Here is a 15,873-nt window from a genome sequence, read left to right as displayed (position 1 = left end):
ATGCAGTACTGTATATAAAAACAGTACAGGGGCTCGCCATGTTCACTCCAGCGCCTGTGCGTGGTCGCGGTACCGCGCACAACCCGCACAACCGCTTCGCCCCTGCCCGCTCTGTGGCCGAGGATGATGGCTGGTACCAGGAGGTGCCGCTGACCCAGGGCACTGAAGTCCGCATCGAGACGGCCAAAACCATCATCACCCGTAACACCTCGCCCGACCTGCCCTTCGACCGCTCGATCAACCCCTACCGAGGTTGCGAGCATGGTTGCATCTATTGCTATGCCCGCCCCAGCCACGCCTACTGGGACCTGTCGCCGGGGCTCGATTTCGAGACCAAGCTGATCGCCAAGACCAACGCGGCGGCGGTGCTGGAACAACAGCTGTCGAAGAAAGGCTACGTGTGCGCCCCGATCAACCTGGGGTCCAACACCGACCCGTACCAGCCCATCGAGCGCGAACAGCAGCTGACCCGGCGCCTGCTCGAAGTGCTGCTGCGCTACCGTCACCCGGTCACCATCGTGACCAAGGGCTCGCTGATCCTGCGCGACCTCGACCTGCTGGCCGAACTGGCACAGCAGCGCCTGGTGTCGGTGATGATCAGCCTGACCACCCTCGACGACGAGCTCAAGCGCACCCTGGAACCGCGTGCCGCCGCGCCCAAGGCGCGGTTGCGGGCGATTCGGGTGATGCGCGAGGCGGGTGTACCGGTAGGTGTGCTGTGTTCGCCGATGATCCCGATGATCAACGACAGCGAACTGGAACACCTGCTGGAGGCGGCCAAGCAGGCCGGGGCACTGCACGCGGCCTACATGCTGCTGCGCCTGCCGCTGGAGGTGGCGCCGCTGTTCGAGCAATGGCTGCAGGATCATTACCCGCAACGTGCGACCCATGTGCTGAGCCTGATCCGTCAGAGCCGTGGCGGCGAGCTGTACGACAGCCGTTTTGGCGCACGCATGCGGGGCGAAGGCGTGTTTGCCGACTTGCTGGCGCAGCGTTTCGACAAGGCCATGCGCCGCCTGGGACTGAACCGGCGTGAAGGCCATGCGCTCGATTGCAGCGCGTTCTGCCCGCCCGGTGGGCAGTTGTCGCTGCTGTAATGCATTAATGGGTAGTTGCCATTAATGCTTTTTTGCTAGTATCCGAGGCCCGCCCCTTTGTTCTGGAACTCCCGTTCTAGAGCCTCCAAATTCAGTTTGAGTTAAGTTTTTCCGCGTAGCGTGAAACGCCAGGCAGCCGCACTGTGCTTTATTGAGCGTGAGCGACATCCAAGCTTCATTGCGTTGTCTGAATCTTGAACCGGTAAAATGGACTTACCTTCAAACCGTCAAAGAGGATCAACAATGAAAGACCAGGACCCCTCTCAAAACGGCCCGGCTGATCAAGCCGAAAGCGCCGATGCCGCACTGAAGCATATCGTCGACGGCTTTTTGCATTTTCATCATGAAGTCTTCCCGCAACAGGAAGAGCTCTTCAAGAAACTCGCCACTGCGCAGAAGCCGCGGGCGATGTTCATTACCTGCGCCGACTCGCGCATCGTGCCCGAACTGATTACCCACAGCTCCCCAGGCGACCTGTTCGTGACCCGCAATGTGGGTAACGTGGTGCCGCCCTACGGGCAGATGAACGGTGGTGTATCCACGGCCATCGAGTACGCGGTGATGGCCCTGGGCGTGCAGCACATCATCGTGTGCGGGCATTCCGATTGCGGGGCCATGCGTGCCGTGCTCAACCCGCAGAGCCTGGAGAAGATGCCCACGGTCAAGGCCTGGTTGCGGCATGCCGAGGTGGCGCGCACGGTGGTCGAAGACAATTGCCATTGCCACAACGAACACGAAAGCATGCAGGTGCTGACCAAGGAAAACGTCATCGCGCAGTTGCAGCACCTGCGTACCCACCCTTCGGTCGCCTCGCGCCTGGCGGCCGGCCAGTTGTATATCCACGGCTGGATCTACGACATCGAAACCAGCGAAATCACCGCCTATGACGCGGTAAGCGACCGCTTCCTGCCCCTGCAGAGCGGCCAGCCGATTCCCTGCGCCACCCCGCGCGGGCGCTACTAGCCACACCTCATTCGCAACAGGGTGACTGAAGGCTGCACGTTCGCGTGCAGCCCAGGTAGTCGGCTGCCTTGAATTTCCATGAATGCCTTGCCGGCCTGCCGGCGGCTTGCGGCTGCCCGCGTGGCGGCGTTACTGCGGCGTGCGGGCCAGCGGAATGGCCCGGCGTGATCGATAGAGGGAGAATCAAGGTGAACATGACGCAATTGAAAGCGGCCCTGCCGCGTGAACTGCTGGCTTCGGTGGTGGTGTTTCTGGTGGCGCTGCCGCTGTGCATGGGCATTGCCATCGCTTCCGGCATGCCCCCGGCCAAGGGTCTGATCACCGGCATCGTCGGTGGCCTGGTGGTGGGGTTCATCGCCGGCTCGCCATTGCAGGTCAGCGGCCCGGCGGCGGGCCTGGCGGTGCTGGTGTTCGAGCTGGTACGCCAGCATGGCATGGCCATGCTCGGGCCGATCCTGCTGCTGGCGGGCCTGCTGCAACTGCTGGCAGGGCGCCTGCGCCTGGGCTGCTGGTTCCGGGTCACGGCGCCAGCGGTGGTGTACGGCATGCTCGCCGGTATCGGCGTGCTGATCGTACTGTCGCAGGTGCATGTGATGTTCGACGCCAGCCCGCAGCCTTCCGGGCTGGCCAACCTGACGGCGTTCCCACAGACCGTACTGCAGGCGCTGACCCCGGAAGGCCCCGGCAATGCCTGGCAGGCGGGTGCGTTGGGCCTGGGCACCATCGCGATCATGTGGGGCTGGGAGCGCCTGCGCCCGCAGCGTCTGCGCTTCGTGCCGGGGGCCTTGCTCGGGGTGGCGCTGATGACCCTGCTGAGCCTGTGGCTGGCGTTGCCGGTGAACCGCGTGGTGGTGCCCGCCAACCTGGCCGAGGCCATCGACTGGCTGCGCCCCGCCGACCTGCTGCAACTGGCCAACCCGCACCTGCTGGTGGCGGCGCTCGCCCTGGCATTCATCGCCAGTGCCGAGACGCTGCTGTCGGCGGCAGCGGTGGACCGCATGCACAGTGGCCAGCGTTCGGATTTCGACCGTGAACTGTCGGCCCAGGGGGTGGGCAACATGCTCTGCGGCGTGCTGGGGGCGTTGCCGATGACCGGGGTGATCGTACGCAGTTCGGCCAACGTGCAGGCCGGTGCGCAGACGCGGCTGTCGGCTATTCTGCATGGGGCATGGTTGCTGGCGTTCGTGGTGGTGCTGAGCAGTGTGCTGCAGCAGATCCCGGTGGCGAGCCTGGCAGGTGTACTGGTGTACACCGGCTTCAAGCTGGTGGACTTCAAGGCGTTCCGCGGGTTGGGGCGCTATGGGCGCATGCCGATGTTCACCTACGCGGCGACCGCACTGGCGATCATCTTCACCGACCTGTTGACCGGCGTACTGCTGGGTTTCGCCCTGACTTTGCTCAAGCTTGCACTGAAGGCGGCGCGGTTGAAGATCAGCGTCAGCCACTTGGATACGCCGGGGCACCTGGAGCTTCGCTTGAGCGGTGCGGCGACGTTTCTCAAGGTCCCGGCACTCGCCCGGGCGCTGGATAACGTACCGGTATGTACCACGTTGCATGTACCGCTGGCCCAACTCAGCTACATCGACCACGCGTGTCTCGAGCTGCTGGAGGACTGGGGCCGGGCGAATGCGGGCAATGGATCGGTGCTGGTGATCGAGCCGCGCGGGTTGAAGCGGCGCACCGAGGGGCGGGCGCGTATGGCGGCAGGGCTTGGCGCCTGAACGAAACGCCAGCAAGGCTGGCTCCTACACGGGGTGTAATCCTGTAGGAGCCAGCCTTGCTGGCGAAGGCTGCGCCGCCGAGCCGATCAGGCCGACTGATCCAGCTCCAGCCCCACGCCCAGCTGGCGCGACAGGCACGGCCAGCGCTTCCACGCCGCGCCGGTGTCCGGGCTGCTCAGCTTGTCTCGGTAGGCCTCCACCGATTCGAGCGCGAAGCTTTCGTCGTTGAGCATTTCGTCCACCGAGTGGTGCACCACCTCATCCAGCTGGTTGGCGAATGCCTCGCCGATCAGCTGATGCGCGATCAGGTTGGCCACGGTGGTATCCAGCGGGATCAGTGGCTGCTTGAAATGCTTGATGTACAGGTCGTTCACTTCCTCCACCAGGCGGTGCGCCAGGTAGGCCTCATCCAGCAGGCAGCCCAGGCCGACCTGGCCTTGCATGATCGCCGGCGGCTGCAGGAAATAGGCTTCGGCAATTTTCAGTACCGGTTTGATCTGCGACTCGATGCCCGCCTCGCGCGCCACCGTATTGGCGGCCTCCAGCAATTCGGGTACCTGATCGATGTACGCGTCGACAAACCCCACAAGCGCTGCATGCGGGTCTTGCTCAGGCAGATTGATCGAGGGATGCAGGTGGGGCAGTTGCACTTCAAGTTGCTTTTTCAACTGGCCGGTTTGGACCTCATGTTGACGGGCACGGGTGATCTGCTCGCGCAAAGCGGCGATGTTCATGACAACTCCAGGGACAAGGGAAACACACGGATGACATAAGGTAGCTCGGTTCGAAAAAGAGTTAAGACGGATTTGTCATAAACGATGTGCGTTTATGTCGCCGTAAGGCATATCAAATGGCCATCAACCCCCTCTCGGCGATTTTTTGCGCGGTCCGGGCGGCTGTCTATACTCCGCTTTGAAAGTGATTGGTTGATGAGGCCCGCCTGCTGTCCAGCAGGGGCTCGCCGTCGAAGTTCGCCGTCTTGACGCCGTACCCTTAGCCGTAGGCCCTGCCTCCGGGATAACAAGAATCATAAGGGGAACCCGCAATGATGCGACATCCACATGCCTGGATGGGCCTGCTGTTGTGGTCACTGTTCACGCCGGCACACGCCGCCTGGACCGTGAATATGGCGCCGGGGGCGACTGAAGTCAGCAACGCCGTGTTCGACCTGCACATGACCATCTTCTGGATCTGCGTGGTGATCGGCATCGTGGTGTTCGGCGCGATGTTCTGGTCGATGATGGTGCACCGTCGCTCCACCGGCCAGCAGCCGGCGCATTTTCATGAGCACACCTGGGTCGAGATCATGTGGACGGTGGTGCCGTTCCTGATCCTGGTGGCCATGGCCATCCCCGCCACCAAGACCCTGGTGGACATCTACGATGCCAGCGAGTCGGACGTGGATATCCAGGTCACCGGCTACCAGTGGAAGTGGCACTACAAGTACCTGGGCCAGGACGTGGAGTTCTTCAGCAACCTGGCCACCCCCGCCGATCAGATCCACAACAAGGCACCCAAGGACGAGCACTACCTGCTGGAGGTCGATCAGCCGCTGGTGATCCCGGTGGGTGCCAAGGTGCGCTTTCTGGTGACTGCCGCCGACGTCATCCATTCCTGGTGGGTGCCGGCGTTCGCGGTCAAGCGCGATGCCATCCCCGGTTTCGTCAACGAGGCCTGGACCCGTGTCGAGAAGCCGGGCATCTACCGCGGCCAGTGCACCGAACTGTGCGGCAAGGACCACGGCTTCATGCCGGTGGTGGTGGAGGTCAAGTCCAGGGCCGACTACGACACCTGGCTGGCCGAACGCAAGGCCGAGTCGGCCAAGCTCAAGGAGCTGACCAGCAAGGAGTGGACCCTGCAGGAGCTCAGCGAGCGCGGCGACAAGGTCTACCACACCACCTGCGTGGCCTGTCACCAGGCCGAAGGCCAGGGCCTGCCGCCGATGTTCCCGGCGCTCAAGGGTTCGAAGATCGCCACCGGCCCGATCAAGGATCACCTGAACATCGTCTTCCACGGCAAGGCCGGCACGGCCATGGCGGCGTTCGGCAAGCAGCTCTCGGAAGTGGATATCGCCGCCGTGATCACCTACGAGCGCAACGCCTGGGGCAACAACAAGGGCGACATGGTCACGCCGAAGGATGTGCTGGCGCTCAAGCAGGCCGACAGCCAATGAACCGGGGAGACAGGACATGAGTACAGTCATCGACGACCACGGTCATGCCGCCCATGACCACGCCCACGGCCCGGCCAAGGGCCTGATGCGCTGGGTGCTGACCACCAACCACAAGGACATCGGCACGATGTACCTGTGGTTCGCCTTCGCCATGTTCCTGCTCGGCGGCTCGTTCGCCATGGTGATCCGCGCCGAGCTGTTCCAGCCCGGCCTGCAGATCGTGGAGCCGGCGTTCTTCAACCAGATGACCACCATGCACGGCCTGATCATGGTGTTCGGTGCGGTGATGCCGGCCTTCGTCGGCCTGGCCAACTGGATGATCCCGCTGATGATCGGCGCGCCGGACATGGCCCTGCCGCGCATGAACAACTTCAGCTTCTGGCTGCTGCCGGCAGCGTTCCTGCTGCTGGTATCGACCCTGTTCAGCCCCGGCGGCGGGCCGAATTTCGGCTGGACCTTCTATGCCCCGCTGTCGACCACCTACGCACCGGCCAGCGTGACCTTCTTCATTTTCGCCATCCACCTGATGGGCATCAGCTCGATCATGGGCGCGATCAACGTGATCGCCACCATCCTCAACCTGCGCGCACCCGGCATGACCCTGATGAAGATGCCGCTGTTCGTCTGGACCTGGCTGATCACCGCGTTCCTGCTGATCGCGGTGATGCCGGTGCTGGCCGGGGTGGTGACCATGATGCTGATGGACATCCATTTCGGCACCAGCTTCTTCAGCGCCGCCGGTGGTGGCGACCCGGTACTGTTCCAGCACGTGTTCTGGTTCTTCGGTCACCCCGAGGTGTACATCATGATCCTGCCGGCGTTCGGCGCGGTCAGCTCGATCATACCGGCGTTCTCGCGCAAGCCGCTGTTCGGCTACACCTCGATGGTCTACGCCACCGGGGCCATCGCCTTCCTGTCGTTCATCGTGTGGGCGCACCACATGTTCGTGGTCGGCATCCCGGTGGTGGGCGAGCTGTTCTTCATGTACGCCACCATGCTCATCGCGGTGCCCACCGGGGTGAAGGTGTTCAACTGGGTGAGCACCATGTGGGAAGGTTCGCTGACCTTCGAGACGCCGATGCTGTTCGCCATCGCCTTCGTCATCCTGTTCACCATCGGCGGCTTCTCGGGGTTGATGCTGGCCATCGCCCCGGCCGACTTCCAGTACCACGACACCTACTTCGTGGTGGCGCACTTCCACTACGTGCTGGTGCCGGGGGCGATCTTCGGCATCTTCGCCTCCGCCTACTACTGGCTGCCCAAGTGGACCGGGCACATGTACGACGAAACCCTCGGCAAGCTGCACTTCTGGCTGTCGTTCATCGGCATGAACATGGCGTTCTTCCCGATGCACTTCGTTGGCCTGGCGGGCATGCCGCGCCGGGTGCCGGACTACAACCTGCAGTTCGCCGACTTCAACATGGTGTCGTCGATCGGCGCTTTCACCTTCGGCGTCACGCAGATCTTCTTCCTGTTCATCGTGATCAAGTGCATCCGTGGCGGCAAGCCGGCCCCGGCCAAGCCATGGGATGGCGCCGAAGGGCTGGAATGGTCGGTGCCCTCGCCCGCGCCCTACCACACCTTCCAGACCCCGCCGGAAGTGAAATGAGGGTGCTGCCATGAACGAGCGCACGTCGCTGCGGCGACTGGTGACGCGGCTGATGCTGCTGACCGTGGTGATGTTCGCCTTCGGCTTTGCCCTGGTGCCGATCTACGACGTGATGTGCAAGGCCTTCGGCATCAACGGCAAGACCGGCGGACAGTACGCAGGCAGCCAGGTCAGCGACCCCACGCGCTCGGTGAAGGTGCAGTTCCTGTCGACCAATGCCAGCGACATGGTCTGGGACTTCTACTCCACCGCCGACCAGATCGACGTCAACCCGGGCGCGGTGAACCAGATGATCTTCGTGGCGCGCAACCCCACCGACAAGCCGATGACCGCCCAGGCCATCCCCAGCATCAGCCCGGCGGAGGCGGCCGCATACTTTCACAAGACCGAATGCTTCTGCTTCAGCCAGCAGGTGCTGCAGCCGGGGGAGCGCATCGAGATGCCGGTGCGCTTCATCGTCGATCGCGACCTGCCCAAGGATGTGAAACACCTGACGCTTGCCTACACGCTGTTCGATATCACCGCTCGCCAGCCGCCGGTGGCCCACGTGGCCACCCAGACCGTACAGAGCGCCCGATAAGGAGAACGATCCATGGCTGCTCATCAGCACTACTACGTACCGGCGCAGAGCAAGTGGCCGATCATCGCCACCCTCGGCATGCTGATCACGGTGTTCGGCCTGGGCACCTGGTTCAACGACATGAAGGCCGGCCACGAGGACTCCCATGGCCCGCTGATCTTCTTCGTCGGCGCACTGTGCCTGGCCTACATGCTGTTCGGCTGGTTCGGCGCGGTGATCAAGGAAAGCCGCGCCGGGCTCTACAGCCCGCAGCTGGACCGCTCGTTCCGCTGGGGCATGTCGTGGTTCATCTTTTCGGAGGTGATGTTCTTCGTGGCCTTCTTCGGTGCGCTGTTCTACGTGCGCCACCTGGCAGGCCCGGCGCTGGGTGGGGAAGGTGCCAAGGGCGTGGCGCACATGCTGTGGCCGAACTTCCAGTTCGCCTGGCCGCTGCTGCATACCCCCGACCCCAAGCTGTTCCCGCCGCCCAGCGATGTGATCGACCCGTGGCACCTGCCGCTGATCAACACCATTCTGCTGGTCAGCTCCAGCGTGACCATCACCATCGCCCACCATGCCCTGCGCAAGGATCACCGCGGTGCGCTGAAATTCTGGCTGGCGCTGACCATCGTGCTGGGCGTGGCGTTTCTCATCCTGCAGGCCTACGAGTACCACGAGGCCTACACCGAACTGGGCCTGACCCTGCATTCGGGGATCTACGGCGCCACCTTCTTCATGCTCACCGGGTTCCACGGGGCCCACGTGACCATGGGCACGATCATCCTGTTCGTGATGCTGATGCGCATCCTGCGCGGGCACTTCAGCGCCGACAAGCACTTCGGCTTCGAGGCGGCCAGCTGGTACTGGCACTTCGTGGATGTGGTGTGGGTGGGGTTGTTCATCTTCGTGTATGTGCTGTAGCCGCGCCTAGAACGGCGCGTGGGACACCAGTTGGCCGCTGTAGAAACCCCAGGCGACCAGCGCCAGGGTGATGGCGGCCAGGCTGACACGGATTTTCAGGGCGGTGAGCAGGCGGGTCGAGTTGTCATCGTCCTTGACCAGAAAGAACAGGCCGCTGAACAGGCTGATCACGGTCGCCAGCAGCATCAGGACAATCGCGGCTTTGAGCATGGCGGTACTCCGGGGGATGCGATGACTACAACAAGTATAGCGACAGCCGTTGCGGGGCCCCGATGAGGCCGTTCCGCCCCGGCCGGGTGCCGACCCTGGTGGTGATGTTGCTGCTGCCGGGGCTGATTGCGCTGGGCTGCTGGCAGTTGGGGCGCGCCGCCGAAAAGCGCGAGTTGCTGGCCACCTATGCAGAGCGCCGGGTGGCAGCGCCCCTGGCCAGCGAGCAACTGGCGCAGGCGAGCGACCCGGCCTATCGCCGGGTGCACCTGTATGGCCGTTTCGACCGCACCCACAGTGTGCTGCTCGACAACCGCCTGCGCGACGGCCAGGCCGGGGTCGAGCTGCTGCAACCCTTTCACGACCAGGCCAGCGGCCTGTGGCTGCTGGTCAATCGCGGCTGGCTGCCCTGGCCCGACCGGCGTGTGGCGGTGCAGTTCAGCACCCCCGAGACACCGCTTGCCCTGCAGGCCTGGGTCTATGTGGCGCCGGGCAGCACCTTCCAGTTGCACGCCGACCCGCAAGGGGGCCGCTGGCCGCACCTGCTCACGGCGGTGGATGCCGCGCAGCTGTGGCCGCAGCTGGGCCGCGAGGGCTTTGCCCATGAACTGCGCCTGGAACCGGGCCCGGCCAGCTACCGGCTGGACTGGCCAGTGGTAGCGATGGGCCCGGAGAAACACCTGGGCTACGCCGTGCAATGGTTTGCCCTGGCCGCGGCGCTGGTTGCGCTGTACCTCTATTTCGGCTGGCACAACGACAAGGAGAACCACCATGGGCGCCGTCATGCATCCATCCGGCACGTCTGAAGTGCCGCGCCGTCGTTGGCGCGGGCGGTTGCAGCTGATTCTGATCTTGCTGGTGGTGGTGGGGCCGATGATGCTCGCCACCGGCATGTACAAGCTGCAGTTCTGGGTGCCGGAAAGCCGCAGCTACCACGGCGAACTGATCGGCAACGGCCAGGGCCGCGCCGAGCTGGGGGTCGCGACCGACGAGGCGCGCTGGCAGCTGCTGGTCAGCACCCCTGGTGACTGTGACGCAGACTGCCAGCAACTGGTGTACCTGGCGCGCCAGGTACAGATCGGCCTTGGCCGCGACGCCGCCCGTGCCAGCCACGCGCTGGCCGCCGGGCAACCGTTGAGCGAGGCGTATCAGGCCAGGCTTGCGCGCGAGTACCCGCAACTGCAGCGCTATGCGCTGGAGCTGGCGCAGTACAGCAGGGCCGCCGGGGGCCTGAAGGGCGCGCAGCTGTGGATCGTCGACCCCCACGGCAACCTGGTGTTGCGCTACGACGCACGGGTCAAGGGCAAGGACCTGCTCAACGACCTGCGCCATCTGCTCAAGCTGTCCAACATCGGCTAGGAGGCACGCACCATGGCCAGACCTGGATACCGCCTCGCCGTGTTCGCCACCTTCCTCGCGCTGGTGGTGGTGCTGCTGGGGGCCTATACCCGCCTGACCCACGCCGGCCTGGGCTGCCCCGACTGGCCGGGCTGCTACGGCTTCATCAGCGTGCCCAAGACCGAGGCGCAACTGGCACATGCCGAACGCCACTACCCGGACACGCCGGTCGAGGCCCACAAGGGCCGCAACGAGATGGTGCACCGTTATTTTGCCGGCACCCTGGCGCTGGTGATCGCCATGCTGGCGGTGCAGGCGCTGCGTCGGCATGGGCACAACGGCCAGCCGTACCGCCTGCCGCTGCTGCTGTTGGCGGTGGTGTTCTTCCAGGCCGCGTTCGGCATGTGGACGGTCACCCTCAAGCTGTGGCCGCAGGTGGTCACGGCGCACTTGCTGGGCGGCTTTGCCACCCTGAGCCTGCTGTTTCTGCTGAGCCTGCGCCTGTCGCGCGCGTTCATGCCCCTGCCCGGCCTGCCGCTGCGGCTAAGGCGCCTGGCGGCACTGGCGTTGCTGCTGGTGATCGGGCAAGTCGCCCTGGGCGGCTGGGTGAGCGCCAACTATGCCGCGGTGGCCTGCGTCGACCTGCCGACCTGTCACGGCCAGTGGTGGCCCGAGGCGGATTTTGCCAACGGCTTTCACCTCACCCAGCACATCGGCCCCAACTACCTGGGCGGACAGCTCGACAGCGAGGCGCGTACCGCCATCCATATCACCCACCGCCTGGGGGCGCTGCTGGTCACGCTGGTGTTGCTGACCCTGGCCTGGCAGCTGCACGCTATCGGCCTGCGGCGCCTGGCCAGGCTGGTGCTGCTGGCGCTGGCGGTGCAGGTGGGGCTGGGCATCAGCAATGTGGCGTTCGGGCTGCCGCTGGCGGTGGCGGTGGCGCACAACGCCGGTGGCGCGGCGCTGCTGCTGACGCTGGTGCTGGTCAACTACCGCACGCGCCTGGCCACGCAGCCCAAGGCGCGCAGGGTCAGCCAGGGCTGGCGCCTGACGCCGCTGCGCCCGGTGGGCGTGGTGCATTATCTGGGAGAGAACCCATGGCAACGCTTCTGAACCCCGCGCGCCAGCAGGCGCTGTGGCGCGACTACCTGGAGCTGACCAAGCCCAAGGTGGTGGTGCTGATGCTCATCACCTCGCTGGTGGGGATGTTCCTGGCCACCCGCGCGGGCGTGCCATGGACGGTGCTGGTGTTCGGCAACCTGGGCATCGGCCTGTGTGCGGGTGCCGCGGCGGCGGTCAACCATGTGGTGGACCGGCGCATCGACGCACTGATGGCGCGCACCCACAAGCGGCCGCTGGCCGAGGGGCGCGTCGCACCGCTGGCGGCGCTGGCGTTCGCCTTGCTGCTGGCGGTGCTGGGCATGGTGCTGCTGCTGAGCTTCACCAACGCACTGACCGCCTGGCTGACCCTGGCCTCGCTGCTGGGCTATGCGGTGCTCTACACCGGCTTTCTCAAGCGGGCCACGCCGCAGAACATCGTGATCGGCGGGCTGGCCGGGGCGGCGCCGCCGCTGCTGGGCTGGGTGGCGGTGACCGGGCATGTGGGCGCCGAGCCCCTGTTGCTGGTGCTGATCATCTTCGCCTGGACCCCGCCGCACTTCTGGGCCCTGGCCATCCATCGCAAGGAGGAGTACGCCAAGGCCGATATCCCGATGCTGCCGGTGACCCACGGCGAGCACTACACCAAGCTGCACATTCTGCTGTACACCGCCGCCCTGCTGGCGGTGAGCCTGTTGCCTTACGTGATCCACATGAGCGGGCCGCTGTACCTGGCCTGCGCCGTGGTGCTGGGCGGGCGCTTCCTGCACTGGGCCTGGGTGTTGTACCGTGGCAGTCGGCCGCACGCGGCGATCAGGACCTTCAAGTACTCTATCGCGTACCTGTTCCTGCTGTTCATCGCGCTGCTTGTTGACCATTACCTACTGTTGAACCTATGACTCGAACCCAGAAAACCGTTTTCATCCTCGTTGCCCTGGTCGCACTGATTCTCGGGCTTACCATCAACAAGGTGCTGAGCAATCGCAGCCAGGGCGACCCCACGGCGCTGATCGATGCCGGGATCATCCTGCTGCCGCAGAGCCGCCAGGTGCCGGCGCTGCAGATGACCGACGAGAACGGCCAGCCGGTGGTGCTGGACCAGCTCAAGGGCAAGTGGTCGCTGCTGTTCTTCGGCTACACCTTCTGCCCGGACATCTGCCCGACCACGCTGGCGCAACTGCGGCAGGTCAAGAGCGAGCTGCCCAAGGAGGCGGTGGACCGTTTGCAGGTGGTGCTGGTGAGCGTCGACCCGAACCGGGATACACCGGCGCAGTTGAAGACGTACCTGGGCTACTTCGACAAGGATTTTCGCGGGGTGACGGGGACGCTGGAGGATACGCAGAAGCTGGCCAATGCGGTGAGCATCCCGTTCATTCCGGCCGATACCAGCAAGCCGAACTACACGGTCGATCACAGTGGCAACCTGGCGCTGCTCGGGCCGGATGGTACCCAGCGGGGGTTCATTCGGGCGCCGTTCAACAACCAGAAGCTGGTGGCGCAGTTGCCGGGGCTGGTCAAGCGCGACTGAAAAAACTTCGCCGGCAAGGCCGGCTCCTACAGGTTGTACGTAACCCTGCAGGAGCCGGCCTTGCCGGCGAATGGGGCGCTGCGGTCTATCAGAACGCTGGCTTGACCGCGCCCTTGTACTTCTCTTCGATGAACTTCTTCACTTCAGGCGTGTGCAGTGCTGCTACCAGCTTCTTCACCGCGTCCGAATCCTTGTTGTCCTCGCGGGTCACCAGGATGTTCACATAAGGCGAATCGCTGCCTTCGATGACCAGGGCGTCCTTTTCAGGGTTGAGCTTGGCTTCCAGCGCATAGTTGGTGTTGATCAGCGCCAGGTCGACCTGGGTCAGCACGCGCGGAATGGTGGCAGCTTCCAGCTCACGGAATTTCAGACCCTTGTCGTTACCGGTGATGTCCTTCACGGTCGACAGGATGTTGGTGTTGTCCTTGAGCTTGATCACGCCAGCCTTGTCCAGCAGCAGCAAGGCACGGCCGCCGTTGGTGGCATCGTTGGGGATGACCACGGTGGCGCCCGATGGCAGTTCGTCGAGCTTCTTGAGCTTGTTCGAATAGGCGCCCAGCGGCTCCAGGTGCACGCCGGCAACGCTGACCAGGTGAGTGCCCTTGGCCTTGTTGAACTCGTCCAGGTACGGCTGGTGCTGGAAGAAGTTGGCATCCAGGCGCTTCTCGGCCACCTGCACGTTGGGCTGGACGTAGTCGGTGAACACCTTCACCTTCAGGTCCACGCCTTCCTTGGCCAGCGCCGGTTTGACGAACTCGAGGATCTCGGCGTGCGGTACCGGGGTGGCGGCAACAGTCAGGGTCTCGGCCGCGTGGGCAGAGAAGGCCGCGACGGCGGCAACAGCAGCAAGCAGTCTTTTCATCTAATCGCTCCTTGTGAGGGCCGTTCCGGCCCCCGGCGCGTCGGCGTGGCCGACCCTTGGTTACTTACGGGAAAAATGCACAACCAGTTTGTCGCCGACACTCTGCAGAACTTGAACCAGCACCAGCAGCAGTACCACGGTGACTACCATCACGTCGGTCTGAAAGCGCTGGTAGCCGAAGCGGATGGCCAGGTCACCCAGCCCGCCGGCACCCACCACACCCGCCATCGCGGTGTACGACACCAGGGTGATGGCCGTCACGGTGATGGCTGCGAAGATGCCCGGCCGCGCTTCGGGCAGCAGGGCGTTCATGATGATCTGGCGCGTGGTGGCCCCCATCGACTGGGTGGCCTCGATGATGCCGCGGTCGACCTCGCGCAGGGCGGTTTCCACCAGTCGCGCGAAGAACGGCGTGGCACCGACCACCAGTGGCGGGATGGCCCCGGCCACGCCCAGCGAGGTGCCGGTGATGAGCACGGTGAACGGGATCATCACGATCAGCAGGATGATGAACGGCAGCGAACGCAGCACGTTGACCACCAGCGACAGCAGCGCATACACGCGCTTTTCTTCGAACAGCTGGCGCGGGCCGCACAGAAACAGCAGCACGCCCAGTGGCAGGCCCAGCAGTACGGTGAACAGCAGCGAGCCGAACAGCATGATCATGGTATCGATCGTGGCCAGCCAGATTTCGGCCCAGTCGATGTTGGCAAAGAAACTCAGGGCGTCCATCAGCGCAGTACCTCCATATGAACATCTGCCGCAATGAAGCGGGCAAATGCCGCCTCGATGTCGCCACCGGTGATGGCCAGGGTCAGTTGACCGTAGGGGGTGTCCTTGATGCGGTCGATACGCCCGGCGAGGATGCTGTAGTCCACCCCGGTTTCACGGGCCACGGTGCCCAGCAGCGGCGCATAGGTGGCGTCGCCCTGGAAGGTCAGGCGCACGATGCGCCCCGGTACATGGGCAAAATCGTCGCGCTGTTCGCTTTCGTCGACCTGCTCGTCTTCCTGCACGAAACGCTTGGTGGTCGGGTGCTTGGGGTGCAGGAACACCTGCGCCACCGGGCCCTGTTCGACGATCTGCCCGGCGTCCATCACTGCCACCTGGTCGCACACGCGGCGGATCACGTCCATCTCGTGGGTGATGAGCACGATGGTCAGCTTCAGCTCGCGGTTGATCTCGGCCAGCAATTGCAGCACCGAGGCGGTGGTTTGCGGGTCCAGGGCGCTGGTGGCCTCGTCGCACAGCAGGATCTTGGGCTTGGTGGCCAGGGCGCGGGCGATGCCGACGCGCTGCTTCTGGCCGCCGGACAGCTGTGCCGGGTACTTCCTGGCATGCTCGCTCAGCCCTACGCGGGCCAGCAGCTCGCCGACGCGCTGGTCGATCTCGGCGCGCGACATGCGCCCGGCCAGGGTCAGCGGCAGCGCCACGTTGTCGGCCACGGTCTTGGAGGCCAGCAGGTTGAAGTGCTGGAAGATCATCCCGACCTGCTGGCGGAAGCGGCGCAGGTCGTTGGCGTTGAACGCCGTGACGTCTTCGCCGTCGACGATGATCTTGCCGCCGCTGGGGGCCTCGAGGCGGTTGATCAGGCGCAGAAGGGTACTTTTGCCGGCACCGGAATGGCCGATCAGACCGAACACCTGGCCGTCTTCGACGCGCAGGCTGGTCGGGTGCAGTGCGGGGATGTCCCTACCGGCGACGCGGTAGGTTTTATGGACTTGTTGAAACTCGATCACGTAGCGAACCTTGTGGGGCGCATGAAATAGGGTCAGCTGTTAGCCGGGGGCGCAT

17 protein-coding genes are annotated in these 15,873 nt (G+C 64.5%); 12 read left to right on the top strand and 5 right to left on the bottom strand.

All coding sequences use genetic code 11. From position 1 onward, the window contains the following. The first annotated feature begins 38 nt into the window (after positions 1–38). The 3 genes from V9K84_RS21625 (at position 39) to V9K84_RS21615 (ending at position 3,781) form a co-directional block, all read left to right on the top strand. Positions 39–1,097 (top strand): PA0069 family radical SAM protein, encoded by a 1,059-nt coding sequence (locus V9K84_RS21625; RefSeq protein WP_043862273.1) that lies wholly within the window; start codon positions 39–41, stop codon positions 1,095–1,097. 243 nt (positions 1,098–1,340) lie between these two features. Next, the gene (locus V9K84_RS21620) at positions 1,341–2,060 is read left to right on the top strand and encodes a carbonic anhydrase (protein ID WP_043862274.1); all 720 of its coding nucleotides are present in this window, start codon (positions 1,341–1,343) and stop codon (positions 2,058–2,060) included. 194 nt (positions 2,061–2,254) lie between these two features. Continuing rightward, positions 2,255–3,781: a SulP family inorganic anion transporter gene (locus tag V9K84_RS21615; RefSeq protein WP_168186824.1), complete on the top strand. Its 1,527-nt coding sequence runs from the start codon at positions 2,255–2,257 to the stop codon at positions 3,779–3,781. A gap of 86 nt (positions 3,782–3,867) precedes the next feature. On the opposite strand, the gene V9K84_RS21610 is transcribed toward V9K84_RS21615, so the two are convergent. Further along, positions 3,868–4,515, bottom strand: coding sequence for a hypothetical protein (locus tag V9K84_RS21610; RefSeq protein ID WP_088514211.1), 648 nt, complete (start codon positions 4,513–4,515; stop codon positions 3,868–3,870). A 311-nt stretch (positions 4,516–4,826) separates the two neighbouring features. On the opposite strand from V9K84_RS21610, the gene coxB reads away from it, so the two are divergent. The 4 genes from coxB to V9K84_RS21590 are packed head-to-tail and all read left to right on the top strand — an operon-like array spanning position 4,827 to position 9,043. Next, positions 4,827–5,954, top strand: coding sequence for a cytochrome c oxidase subunit II (gene coxB, locus V9K84_RS21605; RefSeq protein WP_043862277.1), 1,128 nt, complete (start codon positions 4,827–4,829; stop codon positions 5,952–5,954). Positions 5,955–5,970: 16 nt separating this feature from the next. Further along, positions 5,971–7,563, top strand: coding sequence for a cytochrome c oxidase subunit I (gene ctaD, locus V9K84_RS21600; RefSeq protein ID WP_054916033.1), 1,593 nt, complete (start codon positions 5,971–5,973; stop codon positions 7,561–7,563). 10 nt (positions 7,564–7,573) lie between these two features. Further along, the gene (locus V9K84_RS21595; protein WP_043862279.1) at positions 7,574–8,143 is read left to right on the top strand and encodes a cytochrome c oxidase assembly protein; all 570 of its coding nucleotides are present in this window, start codon (positions 7,574–7,576) and stop codon (positions 8,141–8,143) included. 12 nt (positions 8,144–8,155) lie between these two features. Further along, a complete protein-coding gene (locus tag V9K84_RS21590) occupies positions 8,156–9,043 on the top strand; it encodes a cytochrome c oxidase subunit 3 (protein ID WP_043862280.1) in 888 nt (295 codons plus the stop codon). A gap of 6 nt (positions 9,044–9,049) precedes the next feature. On the opposite strand, the gene V9K84_RS21585 is transcribed toward V9K84_RS21590, so the two are convergent. Further along, entirely contained in the window at positions 9,050–9,253 is a 204-nt protein-coding gene (locus tag V9K84_RS21585) for a twin transmembrane helix small protein (protein WP_043862281.1), read from the bottom strand. 62 nt (positions 9,254–9,315) lie between these two features. Here V9K84_RS21585 and V9K84_RS21580 point away from each other — a divergent pair, with 62 nt between their 5' ends. The 5 genes from V9K84_RS21580 to V9K84_RS21560 are packed head-to-tail and all read left to right on the top strand — an operon-like array spanning position 9,316 to position 13,217. Then, on the top strand, positions 9,316–10,056 hold the full coding sequence (locus tag V9K84_RS21580; RefSeq protein WP_054916032.1) for an SURF1 family protein: 741 nt from the start codon (positions 9,316–9,318) through the stop codon (positions 10,054–10,056). Continuing rightward, positions 10,022–10,609 carry a hypothetical protein gene (locus tag V9K84_RS21575; RefSeq protein WP_058541993.1) on the top strand — a complete coding sequence of 196 codons (588 nt, stop codon included), beginning with the start codon at positions 10,022–10,024 and terminating at the stop codon, positions 10,607–10,609. Before V9K84_RS21580 ends, V9K84_RS21575 begins: the two co-directional genes overlap by 35 nt. Positions 10,610–10,621: 12 nt before the next feature. Then, entirely contained in the window at positions 10,622–11,704 is a 1,083-nt protein-coding gene (locus tag V9K84_RS21570; RefSeq protein WP_054916030.1) for a COX15/CtaA family protein, read from the top strand. After that, positions 11,689–12,588, top strand: a complete 900-nt coding sequence (cyoE, locus tag V9K84_RS21565; protein WP_043862285.1) for a heme o synthase — start codon at positions 11,689–11,691, stop codon at positions 12,586–12,588. Before V9K84_RS21570 ends, cyoE begins: the two co-directional genes overlap by 16 nt. Further along, a complete protein-coding gene (locus V9K84_RS21560) occupies positions 12,585–13,217 on the top strand; it encodes an SCO family protein (RefSeq protein WP_088514212.1) in 633 nt (210 codons plus the stop codon). Before cyoE ends, V9K84_RS21560 begins: the two co-directional genes overlap by 4 nt. Positions 13,218–13,305: 88 nt before the next feature. On the opposite strand, the gene V9K84_RS21555 is transcribed toward V9K84_RS21560, so the two are convergent. The 3 genes from V9K84_RS21555 to V9K84_RS21545 are packed head-to-tail and all read right to left on the bottom strand — an operon-like array spanning position 13,306 to position 15,818. Next, positions 13,306–14,079: a MetQ/NlpA family ABC transporter substrate-binding protein gene (locus V9K84_RS21555; RefSeq protein WP_043862287.1), complete on the bottom strand. Its 774-nt coding sequence runs from the start codon at positions 14,077–14,079 to the stop codon at positions 13,306–13,308. 60 nt (positions 14,080–14,139) lie between these two features. Further along, a complete protein-coding gene (locus V9K84_RS21550) occupies positions 14,140–14,811 on the bottom strand; it encodes a methionine ABC transporter permease (RefSeq protein ID WP_043862288.1) in 672 nt (223 codons plus the stop codon). Further along, positions 14,811–15,818: a methionine ABC transporter ATP-binding protein gene (locus tag V9K84_RS21545; protein WP_054916029.1), complete on the bottom strand. Its 1,008-nt coding sequence runs from the start codon at positions 15,816–15,818 to the stop codon at positions 14,811–14,813. Before V9K84_RS21545 ends, V9K84_RS21550 begins: the two co-directional genes overlap by 1 nt. Positions 15,819–15,873 lie beyond the last annotated feature (55 nt).

It is taken from the genome of Pseudomonas sp. AE27, from assembly GCF_037113495.1.
Lineage (GTDB): Bacteria > Pseudomonadota > Gammaproteobacteria > Pseudomonadales > Pseudomonadaceae > Aquipseudomonas > Aquipseudomonas palmensis.
The sequence above is the reverse complement of the archived record's forward strand: the minus strand, read 5'-3'. Positions and strand labels throughout refer to the sequence as shown.